Origin of the sequence: Aquincola agrisoli (assembly GCF_036621135.1) — a bacterium.
Taxonomy (GTDB): domain Bacteria; phylum Pseudomonadota; class Gammaproteobacteria; order Burkholderiales; family Burkholderiaceae_C; genus Aquincola; species Aquincola agrisoli.
The window spans coordinates 335,516-359,003 of sequence record NZ_JAZIBG010000017.1 but is presented as its reverse complement, the minus strand read 5'-3'; the positions used below and the strand labels follow the sequence as shown (position 1 = coordinate 359,003).

General features: G+C 68.7%; 16 protein-coding genes, 1 CRISPR repeat array and 1 riboswitch. Of the genes, 3 read left to right on the top strand and 13 right to left on the bottom strand.

Annotated elements, in window-relative coordinates; translation table 11 throughout:
* The first annotated feature begins 562 nt into the window (after nt 1-562).
* A complete protein-coding gene (locus V4F39_RS06260; protein ID WP_332288449.1) occupies nt 563-778 on the top strand; it encodes a type II toxin-antitoxin system Y4mF family antitoxin in 216 nt (71 codons plus the stop codon).
* 10 nt (nt 779-788) lie between these two features.
* Nucleotides 789-2,039 carry a type II toxin-antitoxin system HipA family toxin gene (locus V4F39_RS06255; RefSeq protein ID WP_332288448.1) on the top strand — a complete coding sequence of 417 codons (1,251 nt, stop codon included), beginning with the start codon at nt 789-791 and terminating at the stop codon, nt 2,037-2,039.
* 75 nt (nt 2,040-2,114) lie between these two features.
* Here V4F39_RS06255 and V4F39_RS06250 read toward each other — a convergent pair whose 3' ends face one another.
* Both V4F39_RS06250 and V4F39_RS06245 read right to left on the bottom strand, forming a co-directional pair.
* Nucleotides 2,115-2,930 carry a glutaredoxin gene (locus V4F39_RS06250; protein ID WP_332288447.1) on the bottom strand — a complete coding sequence of 272 codons (816 nt, stop codon included), beginning with the start codon at nt 2,928-2,930 and terminating at the stop codon, nt 2,115-2,117.
* A 154-nt stretch (nt 2,931-3,084) separates the two neighbouring features.
* Nucleotides 3,085-3,792: a hypothetical protein gene (locus tag V4F39_RS06245; RefSeq protein WP_332288446.1), complete on the bottom strand. Its 708-nt coding sequence runs from the start codon at nt 3,790-3,792 to the stop codon at nt 3,085-3,087.
* Nucleotides 3,793-3,972: 180 nt separating this feature from the next.
* Between V4F39_RS06245 and V4F39_RS06240 the strand changes: the two genes are divergently transcribed.
* Complete coding sequence (locus tag V4F39_RS06240) at nt 3,973-6,126, top strand: FUSC family protein (RefSeq protein ID WP_332288445.1); 2,154 nt, start codon at nt 3,973-3,975, stop codon at nt 6,124-6,126.
* 66 nt (nt 6,127-6,192) lie between these two features.
* On the opposite strand, the gene V4F39_RS06235 is transcribed toward V4F39_RS06240, so the two are convergent.
* The 11 genes from V4F39_RS06235 to cas7c form a co-directional block, all read right to left on the bottom strand.
* The gene (locus V4F39_RS06235; protein ID WP_332288444.1) at nt 6,193-6,591 is read right to left on the bottom strand and encodes a DUF1636 domain-containing protein; all 399 of its coding nucleotides are present in this window, start codon (nt 6,589-6,591) and stop codon (nt 6,193-6,195) included.
* Nucleotides 6,588-7,154: a VWA domain-containing protein gene (locus V4F39_RS06230; protein ID WP_332288443.1), complete on the bottom strand. Its 567-nt coding sequence runs from the start codon at nt 7,152-7,154 to the stop codon at nt 6,588-6,590. Before V4F39_RS06230 ends, V4F39_RS06235 begins: the two co-directional genes overlap by 4 nt.
* A 104-nt stretch (nt 7,155-7,258) precedes the next feature.
* Nucleotides 7,259-8,380, bottom strand: a complete 1,122-nt coding sequence (locus V4F39_RS06225) for a magnesium chelatase ATPase subunit I (RefSeq protein WP_332288442.1) — start codon at nt 8,378-8,380, stop codon at nt 7,259-7,261.
* Between the two features lie 12 nt (nt 8,381-8,392).
* Complete coding sequence (gene cobN, locus V4F39_RS06220) at nt 8,393-12,178, bottom strand: cobaltochelatase subunit CobN (RefSeq protein WP_332288441.1); 3,786 nt, start codon at nt 12,176-12,178, stop codon at nt 8,393-8,395.
* A gap of 20 nt (nt 12,179-12,198) precedes the next feature.
* Entirely contained in the window at nt 12,199-13,263 is a 1,065-nt protein-coding gene (gene cobW, locus V4F39_RS06215; RefSeq protein WP_332288440.1) for a cobalamin biosynthesis protein CobW, read from the bottom strand.
* A 30-nt stretch (nt 13,264-13,293) separates the two neighbouring features.
* Nucleotides 13,294-14,121, bottom strand: coding sequence for an ABC transporter substrate-binding protein (locus tag V4F39_RS06210; protein ID WP_332288439.1), 828 nt, complete (start codon nt 14,119-14,121; stop codon nt 13,294-13,296).
* A 65-nt stretch (nt 14,122-14,186) separates the two neighbouring features.
* On the bottom strand, nt 14,187-14,825 hold the full coding sequence (locus tag V4F39_RS06205) for an energy-coupling factor ABC transporter permease (protein ID WP_332288438.1): 639 nt from the start codon (nt 14,823-14,825) through the stop codon (nt 14,187-14,189).
* A gap of 120 nt (nt 14,826-14,945) precedes the next feature.
* Nucleotides 14,946-15,179: riboswitch (cobalamin riboswitch) on the bottom strand.
* A 441-nt stretch (nt 15,180-15,620) separates the two neighbouring features.
* A CRISPR array of direct repeats spans nt 15,621-20,373; the repeat unit is 37 nt; unit sequence GTTTCAATCCACGCGCACCGAAATATCGGTGCACGAC.
* A gap of 183 nt (nt 20,374-20,556) precedes the next feature.
* Complete coding sequence (gene cas2 / locus V4F39_RS06200; RefSeq protein WP_332288437.1) at nt 20,557-20,847, bottom strand: CRISPR-associated endonuclease Cas2; 291 nt, start codon at nt 20,845-20,847, stop codon at nt 20,557-20,559.
* A 12-nt stretch (nt 20,848-20,859) separates the two neighbouring features.
* On the bottom strand, nt 20,860-21,888 hold the full coding sequence (gene cas1c, locus V4F39_RS06195) for a type I-C CRISPR-associated endonuclease Cas1c (protein ID WP_332288436.1): 1,029 nt from the start codon (nt 21,886-21,888) through the stop codon (nt 20,860-20,862).
* A 14-nt stretch (nt 21,889-21,902) separates the two neighbouring features.
* Nucleotides 21,903-22,571, bottom strand: a complete 669-nt coding sequence (gene cas4, locus V4F39_RS06190) for a CRISPR-associated protein Cas4 (protein WP_332288435.1) — start codon at nt 22,569-22,571, stop codon at nt 21,903-21,905.
* 21 nt (nt 22,572-22,592) lie between these two features.
* A complete protein-coding gene (cas7c, locus tag V4F39_RS06185) occupies nt 22,593-23,486 on the bottom strand; it encodes a type I-C CRISPR-associated protein Cas7/Csd2 (RefSeq protein ID WP_332288434.1) in 894 nt (297 codons plus the stop codon).
* Nucleotides 23,487-23,488 lie beyond the last annotated feature (2 nt).

Below are 23,488 nucleotides of genomic sequence, written 5' to 3'. Positions count from 1 at the left end.
CGAGTTCGAGGACCGATACCATTCCAACCGCGCTGGTCAGGCCGCGATCAACGTCTGACTCAAAGCAACTGGCCTCCGCGAACTCCGGGGCGCTTCAAACAGGCCCTTGGGGATTGCAAGCCCTTGTGGCTCCGCGGCCGGCTCAACATCCTTTACAGCTAAAGTTCAGCTCGCTGCACGCCTCCTCCTGGAGCGACCACAGCACGGCGCAGCATTCGCAGCCCGTGGGGTGAGTTGTGGGGTGTTTGGGATGGCTGAGAGGCAAATCATTTTCTTCGACAAGCACTTAGCGTCGATTTCGACATTCAGGTGCAGAACATCGAGTGAGGGTTCAGGGGGTCTCGCGGACGCGGGCGGCAAGGAACTCGCCCGCAAGCGGGCGTTTTCACGCGACGACCGCCGCTGGGATGCTGATTACCGATCAGTCATTTTTTGCTTGACCTCCAACCGGTCAGCGCCAAAAATGACCGAAAGGTAACTTCAAGCGCCTGCCATGCCGCCGTCGGCCCAAGACTTACCGCTCGGTCACTCTACCGGCTCAGAGACGCCGATCCGTTCCTCCGTGGAGTTGGGCGCCGTGATCCGTGAGCAGCGGAAGCGGCTGGCCCTGAAGCAACTCGACTTGGCGGGCCTGGGCAATACCGGCAACCGCTTCATCGTGGACCTGGAGAACGGCAAGCCGACGGTGCAACTGCAGAAGGTGCTGGACCTCATGGACCTGCTGGGCCTGGAGGTGGTGGTGCGCACCAAGGCCTCTCGTTCGATCTCCTCGCTGTGAGGCGCGGTTGATGCAGCCACGGCCTGACCGGCTGGATGTCTACTACGGCAGCGACCTGGTCGGCGCCGTGCACGACAGCGCGCCGCTGGCCTTCGAGTACGCACCCGGCTGGCTGAGTGGCGCGCGGCGCATGTCGCTGGCCGCCATCCAACTGCAGCCTGGCCGGCAGGCCACGCCCGAGGTGCAGGCCTTCTTCGAGAACCTGCTGCCCGAGGGCGAACTGCGCGACTACCTGGCCGCCCAGCGCAAGGCGTCCACGCTCTTCTCGCTGCTGCGGGAGGTGGCTGGCGACACTGCGGGCGCCTTTGTGCTGGTGGCACCCGGGCAGATGCCGGAACCGCCCCGCTACGAAGCGACGACCTGGGAGGCCATCGCCGCGATCCTGGCCAAGCGGTCGGCTTCCGCGATCGACATCCACGAGCAAGGCGCCCGCATCTCGCTGGCGGGGGCGCAGGACAAGACCAGCATCGCGCTGTTCGACGACGGCGTGCCCCGGCTGCCAAAGGGCACCTCCCCCTCGACCCACATCCTCAAGCCCAACATCCGCCGCCTGGCCAAGGTCTGGCACTCCGCAGCAAACGAGGCCATCGTGATGCGCGCCGCCGCGCTGGCTGGCCTGCCGACGGCCGAGGTCTTCTACGAACCGCAAACCGAAGCCTGCGTCGTGCGCCGCTTCGACCGCCAGCTCCGCCCCGACGGCACGCTGGCGCGGCTGGTGCAGTACGACCTGTGCCAGTTGGCCGGTACCGTGTCGGACCGCAAGTACGAGAAGGAAGGCGGCCCGGGCCTCGCCACCTGCGCCGAACTGATCCGCCGCTACAGCGCGCAGCCCGCCGTCGACCTGCGCCACCTGGTGCGCTGGGTGTTCTTCAACCTGTACGTCGGCAACAACGACAGCCACGCCAAGAACCTGTCGATCTACAGCGTGCCCGGCCAGGGGGTGACACTGACGCCGTTCTACGACCTGATGTGCACGTGGCTGTACCCGGGCCTGTCGCCCGAGTTCGCGTTGGCGATCGGCGGCGAGGTCAGGCCGGGCGAGATGGGGGCCGAGCACCTGGCGCTGATGGCCAGGCAACTGGGCATGCAACCGCGGTTCCTGGCTCAGCAGGCGCGCGACATGGCCGGCCGCGTGCCCACAGCCATCGACCAGGCCACGCGCGAGATCGCACCCTCACTCACAACGCCATCGGCACGCACGCTGGCAGAGCGGCTCGGGCGATTCGTGTCGTCCACCACCAGGAGCTGGCAGCGCGCCTGACCGCGTGACGACACCCAATCGCCTTCGTGTCTCGCGTCCTCGTCGCCGGTCCATGCCCTGGCGGCGATCGCGCTGCTACACGGCCAGCATCCAGGCGCCCATTCCGATCATGAGCAGGTTCTCGGTCAGCGACACGAACCCGAGCGGCACCGAACCAGCGCCACCGACGCATGCGCATTTCAACTCGCGCCGATCGACGTAGACCGCCTTGAACACCGAGACCGCACCGACGGTGCCGACGAAGAGCGCCAGCGGCGCGGCCAGCGACGTCGCGACCCCAGCCAGCATCAGGGCACCTGCGCCGAACTCCGCCCATGGGTAGACGTAGGCGTAGCGCACCACGCGCCGGGCGAGCAGGTCGTAGTTGAGAAACATCGTCGAGAAGCGCTCGATGTCCTGGAGCTTCAGCATGGCCAGCAGGCACATCGTGGTCGCGATGAACCACCTCAGCAGCGCGGGCGTGTCGTCGGTCCGTTGCATCGCCCAGGCGAATGCGAGGGTGAGCGTGGCCGCCACGCCGAAGACCACGACCACAGGCACGTAGGAGGTATCGTCCGCGGCACGGACGTGCTGGCCGAAGTGGCGACGCAGCTCGTCCCACCCGCCGATGCGCCGGCCGCCGATGAAGGTTTGCGGCGTCGACTCGACCTGCCAGCGTGCCTTGAGCGCCTCCTGTTCATCCCGCGTCCGGATCCATCGATCGTCGATTGCAAAACCTCGGCGCTTCAGCAGGTCCACCGACTTCAGGCCGAAAGGGCAGACGTGCTCGGGCATGACCATGCGGTAGACGACCGCGACGCGATCCGTGGCCGACGCCGTCTCGGGCGGCGGGGGCGCGCTCGAAGTGCCAGGCGCGTCGAGGGCGTGGTCGGGGTTGATCGTGGCCGTCATCTTCGGGTCCCGTTTGGCGGACTGGCGTTGGCGTACCGCCGGCAACGCGCATGCCCGTCGACGCAACGCCCCTGGCGCGCAGGCGCGCATGCGACAACCTCGCGATCCGCCCAACATCCGCCGCCGGCCGTTCCGCCGGCTCAGGGCCGGCCCGTCAGTTGGAGGCGTCCAGCTCGAACGTGTCGCCGCCGTCGATCAGGCGCAGGAACACCCGGGCCTTCTGGCGCAGCGAGCCGTCCGTCTCCACCTGCACGCATTCCGATTCGACCCCGCTGCCGTCGGTGTAGGTCGTGCTGAGGCAGAAGTACGCCCTGCCGCCCACCGCGTCCAGCGACCAGTTGGTGCGGCTGCCGCCCGTGGGAATGACGCTGCTGCAGCCCGTGTAGTCCACGGTCCGGAAGTACTCGCCGTTGTCGCCGGCGCGTGCCGCCGTGGGCAGGGTGTCGACGGTGTGCGTGATCACGCTGCAGTTGTTGTCCTCGTCGAGCGTGCCCGCCAGCTTGCCCGTCGTGCGGTTGTAGTAGACCGACGTGCTCGCCGACAGCCGTTCGCCCCCGCCTTCGACCGTGAGGACCTGCGTGGTGCGGTCGAGCAACTCGCCGGTCTTGGGGAAGTTCTGGCGCGCCCCGGGCGTCGAGCTCAGCGCCACGGTGTAGTTGACGCCGTTGCTGGCACGCCCCGCCAGCCCCGTCCACGAGCCGCCCTGCGTCAGCAGGTTGGCCATCGCCGCCCGCACGTTGTAGGTGTCCGCCGACGGGTTGCCGCCGGCCTCGTCGTCGCTGCCGCCGCCGCAGCCTGCCAGCAGCCCGGCGGCCACCGCGAGGGCCACCGCGAGGTGGCTCAGAGCCCAGTACTTCTTCATTCACTGCTCTCCTGGCTTGGAGCGGTGAACTTTACCTGCGTGCGCCCGCCCCGCCGCGGGCTCGGGGCATCCCGGACGGCCCGGACGCTCACCGGCACGCCGGCGGCGGCAGAATGCGCCGCTCACACCGCTGCCTTCCCTGCCGATGCCTTCATCCGCCAGCGCCCTCGCGCCCGCCGCATGCTGACCGCCGCCCTGCGCCGCCGCTGGCCCTGGCACGTGCCGGCGCATGGCGTCAACGGCATCAGCGTGGCGATGGGCGTGCTGCTGGTCCAGCTCGTCAGCGGGCTGCTGGGCGGGCCGGCCGCCGCGTTCACCGCCTCCGGCGGCGCCATCTTCGCCAGCCTGGCCGACACGCCCAACCCGCCGCGCCGCACCTGGCGGCGCGTGGGCACGGCGGCGGCGGCCGGCTTCGTCTCCAGCGTGCTGGTGATGATGCTGCGCACGCATGATCTGGCGCTCGGCGGGCTCGTCACGGTGCTGGCCTTCGTGTCCAGCCTCATGCTCGCCTGGGGCGTGCGCGCGGGCCCCATCTCCTTCGTGCCGATGCTGGCCGTCGTCTTCACGATGGCCGCTCCGCCGCTGCCCGGCTGGATGCAGCAGGCCGAGCACGCGGGGTGGACGGCGTTCGGCAGCGGCCTCTACCTGGCGTGGTCGGTGCTCGCCGCGCGGGTGCTGCAGCCGCGCTACCGCGGGCTGGCGCTGGCCGGCGTGCTGGAAGCCACGGCGGCGCTGCTGCGGTCGCGTTCGGCGCTGCTGCTGCAGGACCGCATGCGCCCCGAGGGCGCGCCGCCGCTGCAGGACTGGATGGCGCGCCAGGTGCTGCTCGACGAGCGCCTGCAGACCGCGCGCGACCTGCTCTTCGAGGCCGCCGACGCCCCCGATGCGCCGCGCCGCATCGCGGTGCTGCTGCTGGCCATCGACCTGCGCGACACGCTGCTCGGCAGCGAACTCGACCTCGACCTGCTCGGCCATGATGCGCCGGCCGAGCGCCTGCGCAGCCAGCTCGCCGCCACCGTCGATGCCGCCGCCGGCGCCCTCGACCGCATGGCGTTGGCACTGCAGCTCGGCCTGCCCGGCGATGCGCCCTCCGTGATGCACCGCCCCGCGCTGACCGACGCGGTCGAGCAGTTCGGCGCCGAGCCTTCGCGCAGGGCGCTGGCCACCGCGCTGCTCGACCGCTCGCGCCACATCGCGGACGACCTGGGGCGCATGCAGGCCGCGCTGGCCGGCATCGACGTGCCCAAGCCGCTGAGCCCCGAGGAGCTGCGCTTCTTCGTGTCGCCCGAAGGCTGGCCGCTCGCGGCGCTGAAGCTGCACCTGCGCATGAGTTCACCCATCCTGCGGCATGCCATCCGCAGCGCGGTGGCGCTGGGGGCCGCGTACTTCCTGGCGCTGGCGCTGCCGTGGGCCTCGCATCCGCACTGGCTGGTGCTCAGCGTCGCGGTGGTGCTGCGCGGCAACCTCGACCAGACGCTGTCGCGGCGCGATGCGCGGGTGGCCGGCACCGTGCTGGGCTGCCTGCTGGTGCTGCTGCTGTCGCTGGTGCATGCGCCGCTGCTGTCGAGCCTGGTGTTCCTGGTGGCGGCGGGCACGGCGCACGCCTTCGTCAACGTGCGCTACCTCGTCACGGCCACGGCGGCCACGGTGATGGCGCTGGTGCAGGCGCACCTGGCCGATCCGAGCGGCGGCTTCGGCGTCGGCGAGCGGCTGGCCGACACCGTGCTGGGCGCGCTGCTGGCCTGGGGCTTCAGCTACGTGCTGCCGGCCTGGGAGCGGCGCGGCCTGGGCCGCCTGGTCGACCGCGTGCAGGCCAGCCTGCGTGCGCTGGTGCGCGAGGCGCTGCGCTGGCCCGAGCCGGGCGAGCGCGACGTCGCGCTGCGCCTGGCCCGGCGGGAGGTCTACGAGGCCATCGGCGGCATCGCGGCGAGCGCGCAGCGCACCCGCGCCGAGCCGCAGAGCGTGCAGGTGCCGCTGTACGCGATGGCGACGCTGCTCACGCAGTGCCACGTGCTGCTGGCGCAACTCGCCGCCGTGCGCACCATGCTGACGCGCCGGGCCGATCGGCTCGACCGCGCGGCGTCGGAGGAGGCCTTGCGCACGGCCGCGGCGGACATCGACCGCCTGCTGGACGCGGCCGATCCGCAGTCCGCGGCACCCGAGCCGCAGAGCGGCGACACGGTCCAGGGCGTCGGCGAACTCCGGCTCCCGCCCCTCACCGTCAATGAGCCGCTGCTGCCCTGGCTGCAGCGCAGGCTGCGGCTCGCCAGGCAGGGCGCGGCGCGCGTGGCGGCGGCGGCGGGGGCGGTCAGGGCGGCGCAGCGGCGGCGATAGCTGGAGCGGCACGAGGCTGCACCGCCCTGGCTTGCCGGGAACGCCGGCGGGCGCCGCGATGCGGCGTTACGCCGTCTCGGGCAACTGCCCCGCGGCCGATGCCAAGACCGGTGCCGCCGGCAGCCGCGCCAGGATGCCGTTGCGCAGCAGCGGCGGCCGGTCGTTGCGCGCCATCAGGCCATCGGCGCTGGCCGCGTGCAGCCGTGCGCAGGCGAGCACTTCCTCGGCCGCGCGGTCGTCCGCGGGCAGGTCGCCGAAGAAGTAGGTCGTCTTGCCGGGGGCCATCAGCGCGACGGTGCAGGCGCGCGAGCAGCCGCTCATGCAGGCCGTGCCGTGCACCCGCACGGCGGGCCCGTGCGGCAGCGCGGCGCGCTGCACCGCTTCCAGCAGCAGCAGGCCCGCGGCGGGCAGGTTTCGGTCGGCCCCGGCGGGGCGGCAGGTGGTGCAGACGTGGACGTCGGTCATCGGCGTTGGAGATCGAGTTCGGCCGCGGCGCAGTGCGTCGCGCCCCAGGGCACGGCCCAGGCCGCGGCGCGGCCCAGCGGGTGGCGGGGATCGTCGAAGTCGACGATCACGATGTGTTCGGCGGCCGTCGGCCGCGCGGGGGTGTCGAGCGTGCGGCCGTCGGTCAGCAGCCACAGCCAGCGCTCGGTGCCCGCCCGGCGCTGCGAGGCCTGCTGCAGCCAGGCCTGGGCCTGGGCCAGCGCCAGCCGCAGCGGCGTGCCGCCGCCGGTGCCGAAGCGCTGCAGCCCGGCCGTGTCGGCGCCACGTGCGCGCCGCGCCTGCAGCAGCCACTGCACGCCCTGGCCGTTGAGGCCCAGCACGGCCACCGCGTCGCCGGCCTGCGCCGCGTCGGCGATCAGCCGGTCCGCGAGGCCCTTCGCGCGCGCCAGGCCGCCGGCGCGCCGCATCGAGGCGGAGCCGTCGAGCACGATGCAGTGCAGCCGCCTGCCGCCGGGCACCGCGGTTCGCCACTGGAGGTGCTCGCGCTGCAGCGGCGTTGCCCCCTTGGCGATCAGCGTCGGCACCCAGGCGACACCGTTCGGCCGGGCGGCCGTGCCGGTGGGCGCCGCGTGCTGCCGGGCAGCGGTGCGCCGTCCGCGGCCTGCCGTGATCGCCAGGCCGCGGCGGCTCAGGCTTTTTTTGGCAGCCAGTCTCCCAGGCTGTCGATGCGCAGCGCGGCTTCGGGCTGCGCGGGCAGGGCGCCCCAGCCGCCTTCGGTGGCGGCGGACGGACGGTGGTTGCCGGAGGGTGCTGCCGGCGCGGCCGCGGGTGCGCCCGAGGGCCGGGGCGCCGGTGCCTGCATCGACCCGGCGGTGGACGGCGTCTCGGGCCGATCCGCCTTCGGCGGCGAGGGCGAAGGCGGCATCGCACGTGGCGCCGGGCCGGGCGCCTCGGCCGGGGTGTGCCGCCGATGCGCCAGCGCCAAGCTCGCCACGGCGTCGACGTGCGCCGGCGTCACCTCGCTGCCTTCGAACGCCGCCAGCGCGCGCGCCGCACGCACCATCACCAGGTCGGCCCGCACGCCGTCGACGCCGGCCTGCAGCGCCAGGTGCGCGGCGTGGCCGAGCACGTCCTCGGGCCACCCGGTGCGCGCCAGCGCGGCGCGCGCCGCGGCGATGGCGGCGGCCAGCCGCTGCGCCTGCGGTGCGTGCAGCGCGCGCAGGGCCTGCGGCTCGGCATCGAAGGCCAGCCGCGCGCGCAGGATGGCCACGCGGTCGTCGGCGCTCGCCGGGTTGGCCAGCGCCACCGACAGCCCGAAGCGGTCGAGCAGCTGCGGCCGCAGCGCGCCTTCCTCGGGGTTCATCGTGCCGACCAGCACGAAGCGGGCGGCATGGCTGTGCGAGATGCCGTCGCGCTCGACGGTGTTGACGCCGCTCGTGGCCGCATCCAGCAGCGCGTCGACCAGCGCGTCGGGCAGCAGGTTCACTTCGTCCACGTACAACACGCCGCCGTGCGCGCGCGCCAGCAGCCCGGGCGCCAGGCGCACGCGGCTGTCCTGCAGCGCGGCTTCCACGTCGAGCGTGCCGACGAGCTGCTCCAGCGTGGCCGACAGCGGCAGCGTGACGAAGGGCGAGGGCGACGCGCCGCCGGCATGCGGCAGCAGCTCGGCTAGCGCGCGCGCGGCGGTCGACTTGGCCGTGCCGCGCGGGCCGGTCACCAGCACGCCGCCGATGCCGGGGTCGATGGCGGCCAGCACCAGCGCGCGCTGCAGCAGCGGCTGGCCGACCAGCGCGGTGAAGGGGAAGATCATGCGGTTTCCTGTCTAGGCATCTTCGAGCCTGTCTTCCAGCGCCAGCAGGTGTTGCTCGATGCGTTCGCGATGCTCGCCCGGCGCTTCCCACAGGCCGCGCCGCATGGCTTCGAGCAGCCGTTCGCCGACCGCGCGCAACGCCTGCGGGTTGTGCCGCGCCATGAACCCGCGCGTTTCGTCGTCGTGCAGGTAGGCATCCGCGACCAGCGCGTACTGGTGGTCGCCAACCACCCCGGTGGTGGCATCGAAGGCGAACAGGTAGTCGACGGTGGCGGCGATCTCGAACGCGCCCTTGTAGCCGTGGCGCTTCACCCCGGCGATCCACTTCGGGTTGACGGCGCGCGAGCGCAGCACACGCGCCACCTCCTCGCGCAGCGGCCGGATGCGCGGCGCGCCGGGCACGCTGAAGTCGCCGTGGTACAGCGCCGCCGGCCGGCCGGCCAGTTGCGCCGCCGCCGCAGCCATGCCGCCCTGGAACTGGTAGTAGTCGTCGGAGTCGAGCACGTCGTGCTCGCGGTTGTCCTGGTTGTGCAGCACCGCCTCCACCTGCGCCAGACGCTGCTCGAAGCGCTCGGCGGCCGGCGCGCCGTGCTGCCCCTGCCCGTAGGCGAAGCCGCCGGCGCGCAGGTACGCGCGGCCCAGGTCGGCGGCGGTCTCCCACCGGCCGCTCGCGATCAGCTCCTGCAGCCCGGCGCCGTAGCCGCCCGGCCGCGGCCCGAACACGCGCCAGGTGGCGTGGCGCTGCGCGGCGGCCTCGTCCATGCCTTGCTGCCGCGCGGCTGCGGCCTCCCGCCGCACCCGGGCGCGGATGGGGTTGACGTCCTCGGGCTCGTCGGCCTCGGCGACGGCCCGCACCGCGCTGTCGAAGAGGTCGATCAGGTTGGGGAACGCGTCGCGGAAGAAGCCCGAGACGCGCAGCGTCACGTCCACGCGCGGCCGGTCGGTGATGGCCATCGGCAGCACTTCGACGTCGACCACGCGCTCGCTGCCGGCCGCCCACTTGGGCCGCACGCCGAGCAGCGCGAAGGCCTGCGCGATGTCCTCGCCGGCGGTGCGCATCGTGGCCGTGCCCCAGACCGACAGGCCGATCGCCTGGGGCGCGGCGCCGTGGTCCTGCGCGTGGCGTTCGATCAGCCGCTGCGCCGCTGCGGCACCCATCGCATAGGCGGCGGGCGAAGGCACGGCGCGGGTGTCGACCGAGTAGAAGTTGCGGCCGGTGGGCAGCGTGTCGGGCCGGCCGCGCGACGGTGCGCCGCTGGGGCCGGCGGGCACGAAGCGGCCTTCGAGCGCGCGCATCAGCTGCGCCGTCTCCTGGGGGCCGCAGGCGTCGAGCGCCGGCCCCAGGCGATGGGCCAGGCGCTGCAGCACGGGGGCGGTGCGCGGCCAGGCGGCCGCGTCGAGCGGTGCGGTGCCCTCGGTGCCGCCGGCGCCGGCATGGCGGTCGACGACCTGCGCCGCCAGCCGTTCGAGCCGCTCGCGCGTGTGCCCGGCGTGGCGCCACGGCTCGTCGCCCATCGCTTCGAGCGCGGCCGGGCGCGGCCCATGCCAAGGCGCACCCGGGTCGGCGCCGAAGGGCTCGAAGCCTTCGAGGCCCAGGTCGGCCGCCAACGCCGCCAGCAGCCCGGCCTGGTCCGGTGCCGCGCCGCACGGAAAACGCGCCAGCGCCACCAGCGTGTCGGTGCGCTGCCGGCCCTGCGGCGACTGGCCGAACACGTGCAGGCCGTCGCGGATCTGCGATTCCTTGATCTCGCACAGGTAGGCGTCGAGCCGCTTCAGCAAGGCCTCGCGCTGCGCCGCATCGGGCTGCGCGGGGAACCCCAGTTCCTCGTGCAGGCGCTCGTCGATCGCGCGCTGCAGGATGTCTTCGCGCAGCCGCCGCGCGCGCCGCGGGTCGAGCGACAGCGCCTCGTAGTACGCGTCCATCTGCCGCTCCAACCGCTGCAGCGGGCCGTAGCTCTCGGCGCGGGTGAGGGGGGGCATCAGGTGGTCGACGATCACCGCCTGCGTGCGCCGCTTGGCCTGGCTGCCTTCGCCGGGGTCGTTGACGATGAAGGGGTACAGGTGCGGCAGCGGGCCGAGCAGCGCGTCGGGCCAGCACACGGCGCCCAGCGCCACGCTCTTGCCCGGCATCCATTCGAGGTTGCCGTGCTTGCCGACGTGCACGACGGCATCGATGCCGAAGCTTCGGCGCAGCCAGGTGTAGAAGGCGATGTAGCCATGCGTCGGCACCAGGTCGGCATCGTGGTACGTGGCCACCACGTCGAGGTCACGGCCGCGCGCCGGCTGGATGCCGACGAACACGGCACCCAGCCGCAGCCCGGGGATCATGAAGCGGCCGGCACGCAGCATCGGATCCTGCTCCGGCGGGCCCCACAGCGCGTCGACCGCGGTGCGGCTTTCGGCGGGCAGCGCCTGCAGCGCATCGAGGTGGTCGGCCAGCGCCAGGCTCTGGAAGGCGGGGCGCGCGTCGTTGGCATCGGTGTCGTTGGTCACGCCGCGCACCAGCGCGTCGATCAACGCACCGCCGTCGGCGGGCAGCGGGCCGGTGTCGTAGCCCTGCGCCTGCAGCTGCCGCAGGATGCCGATGGTGGAGGCCGGCGTGTCCAGCCCCACGCCGTTGGCGAGGCGGCCGTCGTCGTTCGGGTAGTTGGCCAGCACCAGCGCCAGCCGCTTTTCGGCGTTGGGCTTGCGGCGCAGCACGCACCAGCGCCGCGCTAGTTCGGCCACGAAGGCCATGCGCTCGGGCTCGGGCTGGTAGCGCACGATGTCGACCTCGGTGCGTTCGCAGCGGTGCGCCAGGCCCTTGAAGCTGATGGCGCGCGTGGCGATGCGGCCATCCACCTCGGGCAGCACCACCTGCATCGCCATGTCGCGCGGCGACAGGCCGTGCGGGTCGTCCTGCCATTGCTCGAAGGTGCCACCGGAGGTGACCAGCTGCAGCACCGGCACGTCGCCGCACAGGGCGTCGTACTCGGCGCCGGCACCCGCGGTGTCGATGCGGCCCATCGCCGACACGGCGAAGCTGGTGGCGTTGAGCACGACGGCCACGCGGTGCTCGTCGGCCAGGCGGCGCAGCACCGCCAGGCTGGTGGCGTTCTTCAGCGAATCGACGGCCAGCGCCACGGCGTCGAGCCCGGCGGTGTCCAGTGCGCTCAGCATCGCGTCGAACACCGCGGTGTTCCCGGCCTGCAGGTGCGCGCGGTAGAACACCAGCAGCGCCACCGGCCGCTCGCCGCCGCCGGGGGGCAGGCGGTACACCGCCGCGGGCGGCAGCGGCCGCGGCGCTTCAGGCCGTGCACCGACGCCGAAGGCCGCGTGGCCGATCAGTGCATAGAAGCTGCGCGCGTTGGCCGGCCCGCCCTCGCGCAGGCAGCGCCACAGGTGGCGGCAGTCGTCGTGCGTGGCGGTGCTGCGCAGCAGCAGCTGCGGGTCTTCGGCAAAGTCGCCCGAGAACATCGCGAGCCACTGCCTGCGCTCGCGGGCCACCTGCGTCGCACGTTCGACGAGATAGCCCCAGTCGGCGCTGCTGCCCAGGTGGTCGATCACGACCACGCGCGCATGCCGCAACACGTCGTCGACGTACATGTCGGTCGACGCCGGCTGCCGCAGCCACATCAGGTTGGCGAGGCGTACCGCCGGGTAGCCCTCGGGCAGCGCGGCCGCAGCATCGCTCAGCAGGGCCAGCGTCGTGTCGGCCGCGCTCAGCACCACCACGTCGCCGGGCGTCTGCTCCACGCGCACCACGCCGCGGCCGTCGTCGTCGACGTGGCCCGCGGCGCGTGTGGACAGCAGGTGCATGGCGACGGGCTGGGCGGCGCTCAGGCGAGCGCCGGTCCGCCGGCCAGCGCGGCTTCGAGCTCGGCCTGCAGCGCGCGCGCGTCCAGCTCGGCGCCGATGCACACCAGCCGCGTGCGGCGCGCCTCGCCGGCGGCCCACCTGCGGTCGAAGTAGCTGTCGAAGCGCCGGCCGACGCCCTGCACGACGAGCCGCATCGCCGCGCCCGGCAGCGCGACGAAGCCCTTCACACGGTAGATGTCGTGGCGTTCCACCAGCGCCGCCAGCGCGGACAGCAGCCGCTCGCGGTCGGTCACGGCCGGTTCGAGGCACACCGATTCGAACGCGTCGTGGTCGTGGTCTTCCTCGTCGTCGTGGTGCGTCTTGCGGCGGTCGATGTCGTCCTCCACCGCGCGCTCCAGGCCCAGCAGCACGCCGATGTCGATGCGCCCGTGCTGGGCCTGCACCAGCTTGACGCCGGGCTGCGTCTCGGCGCGCACCACCGCTTCCACCTGCGCCAGCGCCGTCGCATCGAGGCCGTCGGTCTTGTGCAGCACCACCAGGTCGGCGGTGGCGAGCTGGTCTTCGAACAGCTCCGACAGCGGCGATTCGTGGTCGAGGTTGTCGTCGGCCTGGCGCAGCGCGTCGACGGCCACCGGGTCTTCGGCGAAGCGGCCGGCGGCCACCGCGGGCGCGTCGACCACGGTGACGATGGCATCGACCGTGAAGGCGTGGCGGATGGTGGGCCACTGGAAGGCCTGCACCAGCGGCTTGGGCAGCGCCAGGCCCGAGGTCTCGATCACCAGGTGGTCGATCTGGTCGCGCCGCGCGGCGAGCTGTTCCATCACCGGGTAGAACTCCTCCTGCACCGTGCAGCACAGGCAGCCGTTGGCCAGCTCGAAGAGCTGGCCTTCGGGCGCGCCCACCTCGTCGCAGCCGATGCCGCAGCCGCGCAGCAGCTCGCCGTCGATGCCGAGTTCACCGAACTCGTTGACGATGACCGCGATGCGGCGGCCCTGCGCGTTGGCGAGCAGCTCGCGCAGCAGCGTGGTCTTGCCGGCACCGAGGAAGCCGGTGACGACGGTGGCGGGGATCTTGCGGGTCTGCATGGCGGGGTCTTGCGATGAAGAGGAAGGGACTCAGCGGGATTGCAGCGCGAGCAGGCAGTCCACGAGCATGTCGGCGGCTTCGCCGAGCCGCGGGCCGGGGATGGCCAGCAGGTCGAACTGCGTGTTGTCGAGCAGGCACACCTGCTGGCGGCGCACGGCCGGCAGCGTGGCCCAGCCGGGGCGGCGGGCGTAGTCGCCCAGGCTGGTGCGCGGGCCGATGATCAGCTCGGGCGCGCGGCGCGCCACGAACTCGGGGTTGAGCTTGGGGAAGAGGCCCATGCCGCTGCCGACGATGTTCACCAGCCCCAGGCGCGCGAGCGTCTCGCCGATGAAGCTGGCCTCGCTCGCGGCATAGGCGCCGCTGCCGACCTCCACGTAGACCGTGCGCCCGCGCCAGGCGGCCGGCAGGCGGCGCGCGGCGGCCGCGATGCGCTCGTCGATGCGGCGCACCAGCTGCACCGCATTGGCCTGCTCGCCCAGTGCGTCGCCCAGCGCCAGCAGCGTGTGGCGCAGGTCGGCATGGGTGCGGGCGTCGAACGAACGCACCGGCACGCCCAGGTCGGCCAGCCGGTCGCCGGCGCGGCTGCGCGGGCCGAGCAGTACGAGGTCGGGCTTCATCGCGACGATGCGCTCGATCTGCGCATCCGCGATGCCGCCCACCTTGGGCAGCGCCGCGACGGTGGCCGGCCAGGCCGAATGCCGGTCGGTCGCGACCAGCCGGTCGCAGCGGCCGAGCGCGCACACCGCCTCGGTCAGCGAGGGCGACAAAGCCACGATGCGCTGCGGCGCCGGCCCCCCGGCCAGCGCTGGGCCGAGCGCGCAGCCGGCCAGGCCGGCCAAGGCCCAGGCGGGGGGCACGCTCGTACGCCGCCTGGCCGGCGTTGACATCGGTGGCCGGCCCACGCAGCGGCGCGGATCGGGCTTCAGGCGGCGGCGGTCAGCCGCTCGTCGAAGCACGCGCGCGCCCAGCGGGCGTGCCGCACCGCGGCCACGCCCTTGCACACCAGCACCGTGAACACCGGCTCCAGCAGCACCACGCCCCCGTACGACGCGGCGAACGCGGCCCAGTCGGCCAGCGCGGTGGCGTCTTCGCCGATCAGCAGCCAGAAGCCCACCATCGCGGCCACGCCGGCGTAGTAGGCCGCGTCGAGCTGGAGGATCGTTTTGATGCCGGCGGGCGCCGCGATGCGCTTGCCCAGCGTGTGGTGCAGCGCGATCAGCGGCACCATCAGCGACAGGCTGTTGACCGCCAGGTGCACCAGGTCCTGCGGCTCGAACAGCAGGCCCTGCATCAGCAGCCCGAGCGCGAAGCCGAAGAGCGTGGGCAGGAAGCCCAACGTGAGGTAGATCGGCATCGCGCCGACGAAGTGCAGCTCCGACGGCCCCACCGGCATGTGGAAGGACTGCATGAAGACGGAGAAGAAGGCCGCCGCCAACAGCGTGCGCAGCCACAGCGCGGGCCGCTTCAGCAGGGCGGGGGCGTAGCAGAGCAGCAGGCCTGCGGCCGCGATGTTGGCGCCGAGGATCTTCGGCGACGCCAGCATGCCGGGTTCGATGTGCATGGTCGGTTCTCTCGCGAACGGATACCGCCGGGGCCGGGCACTTGGCTTCTCGGCACCTGCGATGCAGCGTGTCCGCGCGCTTCCCCGCGCCGGCAGACACCACATGGCGCGCCGCTCGCGCGACGCACCGCTTCGTTGGCCGGTATCCGGGCTGGCGGAACGACCCGTGTCGCCTTCCCAGGTGCGAAGCACCCAGTGGACTGTTGACACGAGCGGGGAGCCGGGGCTCCCGTCCGCTTACCGTTGCGGGGGCAGCTCAGGTTGGGGTGTCGCCGTTGGCTCGACCCTCCCTGATTCCCGTTGAACTGCAGCCACCGGACGGCGGCTGCGAGCACCAACGACGGCGGGATGATAACTACTGTGATGCCTGGTGCAGCGATACGTCGGCGAGCTGCATGCGGCCCCGGCGCCGTGGTTGAGCAGGGGCGGCGGTGATGCGGAAGGCCGCTTTGCACAGTGCCCACGCACTTGCGGGTCAGTGCAGGCTCAGAGCGACGTTGGAGACGGCCTCGACGCGGCACGCAACTCGGCGCCACGATTTGCGAATTCCAATCGGTGCGCATCGACACGATGCTGCGGCCCTGGCACTCCCGGCGGGGAGGTGGGGTTTCAATCCACGCGCACCGAAATATCGCGGTGCACGAACGTCCCGAGCTGCGTGCTCGTGCCGCTGAATATCGGTGCACGACTTCGTGCTGCCGGTCAGGCGGGTGGCGTGGTCGGGTTTCAATCCACGCGCACCGAAAATATCGGTGCACGACCCAACTACCGTGAGCCGTTCACGTTTCTCGAACCGTTTCAATCCACGCGCACCGAAATGTCGGTGCACGACCATCGGGCCACACGCGGCGAGCCTCGTAGAGCGCGTTTCAATCCACGCGCACCGAAATATCGGTGCACGACCCAAGACCTCCGACATCGAGGCCCTGCAGCGCGAGTTTCAATCCACGCGCACCGAAATATCGGTGCACGACGTTGCACGTCCGCCGCGGTGTCGCCGTGGTCAGCGTTTCAATCCACGCGCACCGAAATATTGGTGTACGACCGCGGCGCTCTTGCTGCTCCGGCGTCATCGCCTCGTTTCAATCCACGCGCACCGAAATATCGATGCACGACCGCGGCGAACGATGTAGTGGTAGCAGCCGACCTTGAGGTTTCAATCCACGCGCACCAAAATATCGGTGCACGACGCTGCTGAGAGCGAGGCGGTCGTGAGCCGGAATAGTTTCAATCCACGCGCACAGAAATATCGGTGCACGACCAGCGAGTGCTGCTTCCTTAGACGCTTGGCCCTTGTTTCAATCCGCGCGCACCGAAATATCGGTACACGACCCATCACCACCCTGTGCCAGCGGGCGCTGACTGCTGTTTCAATCCACGCGCACCGAAATATCGGTGCACGACCCCGCCGCGGCCCGCAGGCCCGAGCCTCTACGCCAGTTTCAATCCACGCGCACCGAAATATCGGTGCACAACGCGCCTGGCTGTACTTCTGGAACGTCGGGATCTCGTTTCAATCCACGCCCACCGAAATATCGGTGCACGACACAGCATGTGGGAGGAGCGCTGGACGCGGCCCGTGGTTCAATCCGCGCGCACCGAAATATCGGTGCACGACGCTCGTGCAGGTGCTCTTCGGCAAGAGCGTCAAGGTTTCAATCCACGCGCACCGAAATATCGGTGCACGACGCGCTGCGCAGGTGTCTGCGCACCGCCTGGCGATGTTTCAATCCACGCGCACCAAAATATCGGTGCACGACTCGAAGTCTGGGCCAATGACCAAGGCTTTCCGTTGTTTCAATCCACGCGCACTGAAATATCGGTGCACGACGCGGACTGATGGTCGCAATGCTGGCTCACACGGTGTTTCAATCCACGCGCACCGAAATATCGGTGCACGACACCCAGGCGCCGCGGCTGCCGTCGTGGGTGCAGGCGTTTCAATCCACGCGCACCGAAATATCGGTGCACGACCCTCGGATCAAGCCACCTGTCGAGCGACAGCGCCGGTTTCAATCCACGCGCGCCGAAATATCGGTGCACGACGCGGGGACGGGGCTTCCCGCCACCCAGAACGGGGTTTCAATCCACGCGCATCGAAATATCGGTGCACGACTGAGCGAGGCCACGCACCAGATCGAGCAGCTCCAAGTTTTAATCCACGCGCACCGAAATATCGGTGCACGACGCGGCTCACGCTGCACTCACGGTGCCCGTTGCCGTTTCAATCCACGCGCACCGAAATATCGGTGCACGACTTTGGCATTTGAGCCATGGCACGCGCAACCCTTGTTTCAATCCACGCGCACCGAAATATCGGTGCACGACGCGTCAGGTTTCAACATCACTGAGGTGATCTGCGGTTTCAATCCACGCGCACCGAAATATCGGTGCACGACAGCCTCGATGGCGGCACGCACGTCGGACCCCGTGTAGTTTCAATCCACGCGCACCGAAATATCGGTGCACGACGATCATGCGCCAAGCTCCAGCGCGGTGAGAGCGCGGTTTCAATCCACGCGCACCGAAATATCGGTGCACGACTTCGTCTCCGCGTCGATGCGTGCCCAGGTCTCGCGGTTTCAATCCACGCGCACCGAAATATCGGTGCACGACCATGCCAGCGGCACCAATGCCATCGACTCCACGCAGTTTCAATCCACGCGCACCGAAATATCGGTGCACGACGCATCGCGGATCGGCATGGCGAACGCATAGCGCCAGTTTCAATCCACGCGCACCGAAATATCGGTGCACGACCGGCGTCCGTCCCGCTTCCGCGAGCGGGCGAGGGGTTTCAATCCACGCGCACCGAAATATCGGTGCACGACGCCGATGACCGATTGCAGGCCACTCAGTGACGAGGTTTCAATCCACGCGCACCGAAATATCGGTGCACGACACCGGCTGTTCGACCAGCACGCGCTGTACAGCAAGGTTTCAATCCACGCGCACCGAAATATCGGTGCACGACGGGGTGACCAGGACAGCATGGCGGCGCTCCGTTTGTTTTAATCCACGCGCACCGAAATATCGGTGCACGACGCCATCGTGGCGCTCGATGCGAAGGAGCAAGCATGTTTCAATCCACGCGCACCGAAATATCGGTGCACGACGCAAGCCAATCAGCCTGCAGGCCGCCACCAACACGTTTCAATCCACGCGCACCGAAATATCGGTGCACGACAGGCCGAGCACGAGGCGGCCATGAGGGCAGAACGTGTTTCAATCCACGCGCACCGAAATATCGGTGCACGACTAGCGCAAGGCGGCGCGCTTCATGTCGTCATCGATGTTTCAATCCACGCGCACCGAAATATCGGTGCACGACGCCGCCAAGGCGCTGCTGGGGGGCTGATGGATCTCGTTTCAATCCACGCGCACCGAAATATCGGTGCACGACAGATGCGGTCTTCGCAGTCCACCTGCCAGCCCGGGTTTCAATCCACGCGCACCGAAATATCGGTGCACGACTCCATGTCGGGACGGGTCGCAGCCATGTTCGTCAGGTTTCAATCCACGCGCACCGAAATATCGGTGCACGACCCAATCCAGAGGATCTCCGCGTGACCGTGGAGGGTGTTTCAATCCACGCGCACCGAAATATCGGTGCACGACCCGCTCAGGCGTTTGTTGACGCCGCCCGCAAAGCGGTTTCAATCCACGCGCACCGAAATATCGGTGCACGACGCTCATTCGGCGGTGATCCGGCCGAGAACTATGTGTTTCAATCCACGCGCACCGAAATATCGGTGCACGACGGCCAATGCGCCCGAGATTGCGCGTGATCTCGCGGAGTTTCAATCCACGCGCACCGAAATATCGGTGCACGACACACGACTCATAACGTGACATACAACAGCACACAGTTTCAATCCACGCGCACCGAAATATCGGTGCACGACCGCCATCCTCGCAGGACTGCCCGCCCTCATACGTGTTTCAATCCACGCGCACCGAAATATCGGTGCACGACCCAATCCCCGGTGCTATTCGATGACGGTTACGCTGTTTCAATCCACGCGCACCGAAATATCGGTGCACGACGGTCGATGAAGTCCCGCCTTGGCGAGAGCGAGCAGGTTTCAATCCACGCGCACCGAAATATCGGTGCACGACAGCTGTTCCAAGCGGAGACGGCGTTCCGCCAGGAGGTTTCAATCCACGCGCACCGAAATATCGGTGCACGACAGCCTTTGAACGCACGGACTCAGGTGCACCATTGTTTCAATCCACGCGCACCGAAATATCGGTGCACGACGTGATCGCCGAGGCGATCGACACAGCTGAGCCGAAGTTTCAATCCACGCGCACCGAAATATCGGTGCACGACGGATCCAGAGGGTCAACCACGGCGGGACACGTAGGTTTCAATCCACGCGCACCGAAATATCGGTGCACGACCGTTGGCAGCGGCACGCGCGATACCGGACCATGGTTTCAATCCACGCGCACCGAAATATCGGTGCACGACCCTCGCCCGGGCTGGTCATGTACCGCATCACGGCGTTTCAATCCACGCGCACCGAAATATCGGTGCACGACCCCGGTGCGCCGCGCGCCGTCGTGGCGCGTGGTGTTGTTTCAATCCACGCGCACCGAAATATCGGTGCACGACCAAACGTTTGCGTAAGGATGCTGTCTGCCGCCAGGTTTCAATCCACGCGCACCGAAATATCGGTGCACGACAGCGGGATCGGCTCTTCGTCGTCCTCGCAGTACAGGTTTCAATCCACGCGCACCGAAATATCGGTGCACGACCTTCACGGCCGAGGGCCGGCCGCTCATCATGGATTGGGTTTCAATCCACGCGCACCGAAATATCGGTGCACGACATGTCGATCGCCGTCGCCGACGTGTAGGTGACCGTGTTTCAATCCACGCGCACCGAAATATCGGTGCACGACGCCAAAGCCGGCCTGTACGAGGGTGGCGGCTGCGGTTTCAATCCACGCGCACCGAAATATCGGTGCACGACTCTTCACTACGCAGCATCCGGGCTTGCTGCACCAGTTTCAATCCACGCGCACCGAAATATCGGTGCACGACCGTCATCCCTGGTTGGACCTACGTCGCCGTGCTTGTTTCAATCCACGCGCACCGAAATATCGGTGCACGACGGTGCAGCAAGCCCGGATGCTGCGTAGTGAAGATGTTTCAATCCACGCGCACCGAAATATCGGTGCACGACCTGACTCGATGGCCACCAAGCCGGTGGATTGGCAGTTTCAATCCACGCGCACCGAAATATCGGTGCACGACCTCAGCGAGGTCGCGAGCAATCTGATCAGCCTTGGTTTCAATCCACGCGCACCGAAATATCGGTGCACGACGCGAGCATCGCCAGCACGCCAAGTGCTGACGTGTGTTTCAATCCACGCGCACCGAAATATCGGTGCACGACACCACCGCGGCATGACGTTCGATCCGACCGATCCGTTTCAATCCACGCGCACCGAAATATCGGTGCACGACCCGCGCGCCCGTACATTCGCACGCTGTACGCAGGCGGTTTCAATCCACGCGCACCGAAATATCGGTGCACGACACCGCGCTGCTAGGTCGTTGCAGCACCGCGTGTTTCGACAGCAACTTCGCGAACCCCGCTGATCAGGGCTGCACTGAGGCGCCGTCTACACGGTCGGAACAAAAAAAACCTAGGGGGGACAACCATTTGCGCGTTGCGCGAACCGTCCACGCGCTTCGCGTGCACTGCTGGTTCGCGCGCTGATCATAGGATCAGCGGCGCGTCGAAGTCGATGGCTTTGAATTTGCCGTGCTCCCGCACTTCGCAGCCTCGTGTATCGGCCATTCGGTAAAGCCGTAGACAATCGGTGCCCAGGTCGATCTCGTGGAGCAACTTGCGTTCGAGTGCTTCCATCTGCGCCACATCGATCTGGCATTCGAACACCGACTTCTGCACCCGCTGGCCCACGGCTTCGCAAGCTTTGGCAACTCGGCGCAGCCGCCGTCGTCCGGCTCGAGTTTCGGTATTGACGTCGTAGCAAACGATCAACAGCATCCGGCGCCTTCGTTACCTCATAGCGAAAGGCACATACTGCTTTGCCTCTCCACGGATGTGCTTGGTCAGCAAGCGTGCCTGTACCAGCGGCACGACGCCGAGCGGAATGGATTCGGCCAACAGGGGATGTGTCAGGGCTTCCTGCTTCCGCTCTTGGTAGGCGATGACGACAGCCTTGCGCGCGTCACCCTCAAGTAGCACGGCACCGCCTTCACGCTCGATGAAGTCGCGTTCGGTCACTTGACCACGGTTCACCAAGGTCAAAGCCAGCCTGTCGGCCAGAGGGCGAAATTCCTCCATCAGGTCAAGTGCTAACGCCGCACGACCGGGCCGCACGGCATGTAGAAATCCGATCTGAGGATCGAGCCCCGCCGCTTCGCAAGCTGAGCGGCAGTCGTTCATCCACATCGAGTAGAAGAATGAGAGCAGCGCATTCATGCGGTCGCGCGGCGGTCGCCGTGATCGGCCCTCCATGGCAAATGCGTCGCGCAAATCAGGCCGCACCAGCAATGTCAGTACGCTGAAGTAATTGCGTGCTGCTTCGCCTTCGATCCCTCGTACAGCCTCCAGGCTGGTTGCACCAGGCAAGGCACGGATGCTGCCCGCGACGTTGAGTGCGGCGCGTGTGAGCTTCACCTCATCGTTTGCTGCTTTGGCTTCGCGTGCGCCTCGTAGCAATACGTGCCGCTGGTTCTTGAGCTTGCCGGCAACCACCGCCCGAGCCAGCTCGAGCGTGCGGGTGGCGTCCAGCACTGCTTGATGCTGAGCTTGGCGCAGCAGTACGTTGCCACTGATGCCGCCCTCCAGCCGGGCCTTGAACCGCCCATTGGCGTCCAGCAGTACCAGTGCCACGCCCTCTTCAGCCAGCCGATGCATCAATGGGCCGCTGAAGCCGATATAGCCAAAACACACCACAGCTTGAAGGTGATGCAGCGGTACGCGCAGACGGGTTTCTTGCTCCACCTCGACACGCAGGGTGGCGTTGTCGAGCCGCAGGCGGCTGTCGGGTAGGGTGACGTAGAGGGTGTTCAGCAGTTCCATGGTGCTGTCCGGCTTCAGGCATCCGGTTCAAAGGGGGCGCTCAGCACACCAGGTTGCTGCAGCCGAGCAAAGGCTTCGGGCTGGCATCTGTCCCGCAACGAACAGCCCTTGCAGCGACGCGTGTCGGAGGTGGGTGGGGGCAACGTTCCGCTGACCAGCATGCGCTTCACGTCTTGGCTGACTTCCACCACAGTGCGCAGCAGCGAGGGCGTGATCGACACGACCCTTCGTCGTCGCGAGTTGGCGTAGTAGATGGCGCCTTCCGCTACCGCGCGCCCGGTCATTTCGGCCAGACACAAGGCCTGCGCTGCCAGTTGAATATCGTCACAAGCCGCGATACTGGCTGCCTTGTGCCTCGAGCCGTGCTTGTATTCGACCGGGTAGGGCGTGCCGTCGGGCTCGAACTCGACGACATCGGCTTTTCCGATGAGCCCTTGCACGTCGCTCCACAGTGGAAGCGATCGCTCAATGCGCAGACCGCGCCGCAGTTCGATGCCGGGCTGGTCGACCTGCGCATGGACGGCGTTGCCCCGCAGCGTCTGAAGGTTGTCGTCGAAGGCCTGTTCCAGGTGGATCAGGCCGCACTGGCGCGGGCAGTAGGCCCAATGCTGCAAGGCCGAGATGGGCAGCGGCTCGGGCTTGTCTGCTTCCGCGGACGATTGCGCTTCCGGCGTAGCAGTCATCGGCGAGCCCTTGGCCTCACACTAACCCGCTCTGCGGACCAGGCTCACCTGGCTCGGCATGCCCGCTTCATCGACCGTGACGGTGTAGTCGGCGAAGCTGCGCGGTACGTCTGCCCTGCGCTCGACCTTGATGCGCTCGAACAGCGAATGCGCGTGGGCGTTGCCCAGTTCACTGCTGTGCTTGAAGACATACAGACCACGCGTCGACATCTCGCCGCGGGCGGCAGACCGATCGTGTTCGAACATGTTCTCCAGCGATTGCCACAGAAGTTCCAGGTCGTCTTCGCCGAACCCGGTTTGCTTTGCCAGGAACGAGGACACGAATCCATGCGCCACATACAGGCCATAGGGCACCGTGTGCTTCCGCCCCATCGTGCGGTTGTCGCCTTCCTGCTTCTCTGACTCGGCTTCGGTCGCAACGGCCATGCGCGTGATCGAGTGTTCCGTGGCCACGATCGGATCGACAGATCGCGCAAACGTCAGTTGCACCGGGCCACGAACTTGCCCGCAGTTGACGCCTGTGGACATCACGGCGCCGAAGGTGCGGACATCGAAGTAGTTCTGGCACATCCAGTCGCGCGCGCGGCGCACGCTGTCTTCGCTGCCTTTGCGCTTCTTCTTCGCATCCTTGGCGTCTTCGGTCAGTTCCGCCTCGGCGCCGATCGCCTTATAGGCCTCGCGGTGCAGACGTTCGAGAACACCCTTCTCCTTCACATAGATATCGAACGGGGGCTGGCACGCTTTCACCATGCCGACGAAGTTGCGGACCTTGCGCTTGAGCGACACGTCAGTCACCAGGCCGTGCCCCGTTTCGGCGTCGAGGCGTGGCAGGTTGCCAGCGTCAGGGTCGCCGTTGGGGTTGCCGTCTTTCACATCGAACAGAAGGGCGAAGTCGTAGCGGTGGTGCAGGCTCATGC

Bases quoted from the DNA above. Each gene is read 5' to 3' on its own strand.
- V4F39_RS06255 (WP_332288448.1), top strand. From the start codon at position 789: ATGCAGCCACGGCCTGACCGGCTGGATGTCTACTACGGCAGCGACCTG.
- V4F39_RS06250 (WP_332288447.1), bottom strand. From the start codon at position 2,930: ATGACGGCCACGATCAACCCCGACCACGCCCTCGACGCGCCTGGCACT.
- V4F39_RS06245 (WP_332288446.1), bottom strand. From the start codon at position 3,792: ATGAAGAAGTACTGGGCTCTGAGCCACCTCGCGGTGGCCCTCGCGGTG.
- V4F39_RS06240 (WP_332288445.1), top strand. From the start codon at position 3,973: ATGCTGACCGCCGCCCTGCGCCGCCGCTGGCCCTGGCACGTGCCGGCG.
- V4F39_RS06235 (WP_332288444.1), bottom strand. From the start codon at position 6,591: ATGACCGACGTCCACGTCTGCACCACCTGCCGCCCCGCCGGGGCCGAC.
- V4F39_RS06225 (WP_332288442.1), bottom strand. From the start codon at position 8,380: ATGATCTTCCCCTTCACCGCGCTGGTCGGCCAGCCGCTGCTGCAGCGC.
- cobN (WP_332288441.1), bottom strand. From the start codon at position 12,178: ATGCACCTGCTGTCCACACGCGCCGCGGGCCACGTCGACGACGACGGC.
- cobW (WP_332288440.1), bottom strand. From the start codon at position 13,263: ATGCAGACCCGCAAGATCCCCGCCACCGTCGTCACCGGCTTCCTCGGT.
- V4F39_RS06205 (WP_332288438.1), bottom strand. From the start codon at position 14,825: ATGCACATCGAACCCGGCATGCTGGCGTCGCCGAAGATCCTCGGCGCC.
- cas2 (WP_332288437.1), bottom strand. From the start codon at position 20,847: ATGCTGTTGATCGTTTGCTACGACGTCAATACCGAAACTCGAGCCGGA.
- cas1c (WP_332288436.1), bottom strand. From the start codon at position 21,888: ATGGAACTGCTGAACACCCTCTACGTCACCCTACCCGACAGCCGCCTG.
- cas4 (WP_332288435.1), bottom strand. From the start codon at position 22,571: ATGACTGCTACGCCGGAAGCGCAATCGTCCGCGGAAGCAGACAAGCCC.
- cas7c (WP_332288434.1), bottom strand. From the start codon at position 23,486: ATGAGCCTGCACCACCGCTACGACTTCGCCCTTCTGTTCGATGTGAAA.